At 42.2% G+C, this 4,265-nt stretch carries 2 protein-coding genes; both read right to left on the minus strand.

Going from position 1 to position 4,265, the window contains the following annotated elements; genetic code table 11:
• Positions 1 to 324: 324 nt before the first annotated feature.
• Positions 325 to 1,479, minus strand: a complete 1,155-nt coding sequence (locus F607_RS31825; protein WP_084611414.1) for an ADP-ribosylglycohydrolase family protein — start codon at positions 1,477 to 1,479, stop codon at positions 325 to 327.
• Positions 1,480 to 1,481: 2 nt separating this feature from the next.
• A complete protein-coding gene (locus tag F607_RS0125175; RefSeq protein WP_027710232.1) occupies positions 1,482 to 4,157 on the minus strand; it encodes an ADP-ribosyltransferase domain-containing protein in 2,676 nt (891 codons plus the stop codon).
• Positions 4,158 to 4,265 lie beyond the last annotated feature (108 nt).

Here is a 4,265-nt window from a genome sequence, read left to right on the forward strand (position 1 = left end):
CTGCTCTTTATATAAGCTGCTACTGATTTATATTCTGGTGCCCTTAGTGCTCTGGCCCCACCGCAGAATACTCAACCCCCTCGAAAAAACTTCCGGTAACTTCTGTTATCGGCTATTTTTGGGCTACAGCAGTAGTATACTATCAAAAATGGTAATACGTATTACTAAGTTAGAAAATTCTAATGTAGTGAAAAATGACGCCAAATTGGCTACAGGCCAACAGTAGCAATGCTTTGGGCGTGCAGGCGCAGGACCTACTTGGGATTTTTAGAGCGTGATAGGAAGAGGAGCAAGGGAAACACCCTTGCTCAGAGTAGAAAGGGTTTAAATGTCACAAAGACCAAACGCCATAAGCTCTTCAGCTTTTTGGTAAAAGATATGTGAGTAATGGAGCTTACTTATCCAGTTTATAGGCATGTTGTATTCACCATAGTAAGCCCCTGCAATTTGCCCATACACAGCGCCTATAGTGTCAGCATCTCCTGCTAAGTTAACCGCTAATAATGCCCCATCCGTGAAACTATCAGAGTTATTGAAGGCCCATAATGCAGCTTCTAGCGTATCAACGACATACCCTGACGACTTAATTTCATCACGCGCTTTTTGTTTATATGAGCCATTTGCTATGTCGAGAATGCGATCAGAAAGAGGGTAATGCTTCCAAATACCAGCAGTAGGCTCATATAGGTTACTCAGAAGCAGGTTTTTATCTTGCCCCATCAGCGCTCCTTGCAATAGGGCCGCTAAGTAATAACAAGCATCAATGGCTTCTTGGGCACCATGTGTCGTTTTTGAGCTTTCTCCTGCAAACTTGATAGCCATTGCGGGGGAAGAGCAGTAAAACATAACGATTGGTGCAAGCCGCATTATTGAGCCATTACCAGCACTATGAGGGTGTGTAGAGCCTGAGATGGGATTGCCACTTCTTTGATAGTTTTGTAATGCATCAATAACAGTGTTACCAATATCAAAGCACTTACCGTTTACACTCAGGGCACCGTGTTGCCACCAAAGTGTATATAGGTCCATTTGATCTTTTGCATCATGGCATTGTTTTCGAAGCAAGCTATAAGCTAAACACAGCGCCATACTTGTATCATCAGTCCACTGACCCGCTTCCAAGTTAAAAGGACCTTGTCCAATAATATCAATTACAGAAGACTCATCTCGTTGTTTGAACTCGAGCGTTGTACCTAAGGCGTCGCCTACTGCAAGCCCTAATAGACATCCGCGAAATCTAGATGCAAAGTCACTGGCATTTTTTCCTACTGAGTTCAGATAGGATTTAATTTCTGCTTCATTTTTTAGTTTTTTACGAAAATTCAAATATTTAGAAAGCCATTGAGTTTGTACTCGACTTTCTTCAGAAAACTTATTTGAAATAGGCGTTAACTTAAGCGATTCAGGTATTGAATTAACCTGATCTTTGAAACGCTTAAATTCATCTTGAGTGTCTTTGTCTAAATCATCAAATCTCATAATTAGTCTTGTTCAATTAAATCAATTTCCCAGGTTCCATTAGGTGACCGGGTTTTATTTACTACATCAAACTTTGTTCCTGGCTTAAACAGTACTTCCTTTTCATTGGGGTAATGCGAAACATCAGAGATTGATACACCTGTCTTAGATTTGATGTTCATATGTACATTGCCAGGAAACGAAGCATTTGGGTTCATGGAAGTACTCAAAAAGGCCTTATCTGCGAAAGTCCCACCCTCTTTGAACAATTCGTGAACTGTTTTTTCATCCAGAGTTAAGCCACGCCTTACAATCCCTTTATAGGCTCTGCCAGGTTGCTGAGCAAGTTTTTCTAATGCCCTGGTGGCTGCATCATTAACAGGTTCCCATTTAACTTTGTTCTCTGGATTCCAGCCTCTTAAACCACTATTAATCTCTGGATAGAAGTTTGCAGTATAAGCACGTAAGGCTAATAATTCATGCTGCTCAAGTACATCTAAATCAGGTATAGATTTGTGAAGTCTAGCGGTTTCCTCTATAAACTCATCACCAAGCCCCAGCTTGGGTAACTCTTTACCAAGCAAGCTATTAATATCTGCAGCTTCTTTTAAGAGTTCGCTGTTCGGCTTTTTAAGCTCAAATTCTGCAGTTTCTCCTTTTTTAACTGACTTCTTTTTCCATGTGGCTTTCGCTTTTAGCTTCTTCGCAAGCTTAGACAGTAATGAGCCAAGTTTGCTGAATTTATTGAGGTGTTGTAATTTACTTCCAGCGGCTATTGCTGCGCCAGCACCTAACGTGAGTGCGGTGATGATGATATCAAAGGCGATATCGGTGGCGACTATTGCCACTCCCTCAGTAATTTCTTGGCTATGCTGGGCACTAATATAATCCTCAGCAAACTTTAATAGCATGTCCTGAGTTTCTTGGTCTTCCCAAATGAAATTGGCTAATGCTTTGGCCTCTGCTAACTGCTCCTTAGTAATTGTTCTAGGGTCAAAGCCCAGTACATCAATAAACTCTTTAAGGTGTCTATCGTTATATGCTTTTGAGAAGTTTGCTAAGTAGCTGCCATCTTCGCTGTACTTCCATGCATCCCAAGCGGCTTGCAATCCATTGTTAAGTGAGACAATGGGGTTGGTTGCTAAAATGGCAATATCACTCAGCTCTTTTAAGCCTGTGATTATTCCATAAATCGATTTTCCAGCACCTCGTGCTTTTGCAAGCTCATACTCCAGTGCTCGACCAAAAATCCCTTTCTCTTTAAGTCGGGCTTCAATCGCAGCCGCTTCCTGTATTTCCTTTTGAATTACCCCGTCTAAAACACTTTTGATTTCTTGGCGAGTGCTCAGAATGTCATTTTCAGTTACTTCCTCACCAATGGCGACACTGGATAACCCTGAAGGAATATTGCTTTCAGTTGCACAGCCTTGATCGTTTAATGTCCCTGTACGTGAGGTGCCATCAGGTAGTTCAATTATGTATTGAAGTCCTTTGGCTGGGCTTCCATCGGCATCAGTACAGGTAATTTGTATTGCATCAATATTGAACGAACTTAAGTAAATGACAGGAATTTTGTTGGCGCGGTTACGATCCAGGTATCGATCAGATGATACTCGTTTATTACCCTGGGCAGGCAGTGCTTCTTTATTTTGATTCTGCAAAGCTGGTGCAATAGGTCCAACGGGACCTTCACTTACATCAAAGCTTTTGCTTTGTTCATAAACAGCGACATCATCAATAGCTGTTGAACGTTTATTTAACTCTTCAGGACTTCTTTCAAACTGGTCAATATCATCCCAACTCAGTTGTTGAGGGCTAAACAGTATTTTTACGCCGTTTTCGCCTTGTTGTACTTCACCATTAAGTTTGTAGGGTATCCAGATAGTGTCGTAGGCTGTACCCAATGCCTTGCGTTCATTGGGGTTAGTTAATCCTAAACGGCTTTGACGAGCATTACGACTAAATGCCACATGTGTGTCCCGGTAAGTTTGGTTTTTAGTCACTTCAAGTTCACGCCAAAGTTTTCCTTGCCAAAATACATAGAGCCATCCCCCTTCCTGGAGGACGTCTGCTTCAGGACGAACTTTGTTTTGAGTTATGTACGTCAAGGGTTTAACGGGAATAATAATCGTATCCCAGGGGGCTTTTTCAGCTTCCTTGGATACCGGCTGAATTTGGTCAATGAGGGGTAAGTAAAGCGTCTGTTCTCCTTTGCCATGCATGGCAATACGAATGCCTAGCTCCCGAGGGATATTCTGGAGGTTATTAAATTCCACTAGGCTCCGATAGCGCGCTTCATCCTTAAAATGGGTGGCTGCAGGTTTTAGATCGAGTCCTTGCTCGCTCTCTTTGTTGGCAGCTAAATACAGTCGTTGTGAGCCATTGTGCTGAATCCCTGCCACCTCAACCACAATTTTATAATTCACATCAGGTGATGTATCTGGCTCAGGTACGGGAGGTACAACACGGTCCAAGATCGGTGGAGTTTTCTCTCGTATCACATAAGGTAACAGCGTCCTACCTTCGTCGATTTGCTCTAAGCTTCTGACATCATCCCATACAGATGTACCTAATTCAGGATCGCCATAGATCGACATGGTTTCATCTGCTTCCCAATAGCGATCTTGGGTAATATCGTAAGAACGATCCTCCTTCATTCGCTCGCTGAAAGGGCGAATATCAACTGGCTTAAAGCGCATACAGCCTGTCCCATTTTAACCTTGTACAGAGGTATGCATTTTAAAGCGATTAAGAAAAGGCTGATAAATAGGGTTCACAAATCTTAGTGTTGATCTGTTTGTGATTAT

This window comes from Zooshikella ganghwensis DSM 15267, from assembly GCF_000428585.1.
Lineage (GTDB): Bacteria > Pseudomonadota > Gammaproteobacteria > Pseudomonadales > Zooshikellaceae > Zooshikella > Zooshikella ganghwensis.

Bases quoted from the DNA above. Each gene is read 5' to 3' on its own strand.
- F607_RS31825 (WP_084611414.1), bottom strand. From the start codon at position 1,479: ATGAGATTTGATGATTTAGACAAAGACACTCAAGATGAATTTAAGCGT.
- F607_RS0125175 (WP_027710232.1), bottom strand. From the start codon at position 4,157: ATGCGCTTTAAGCCAGTTGATATTCGCCCTTTCAGCGAGCGAATGAAG.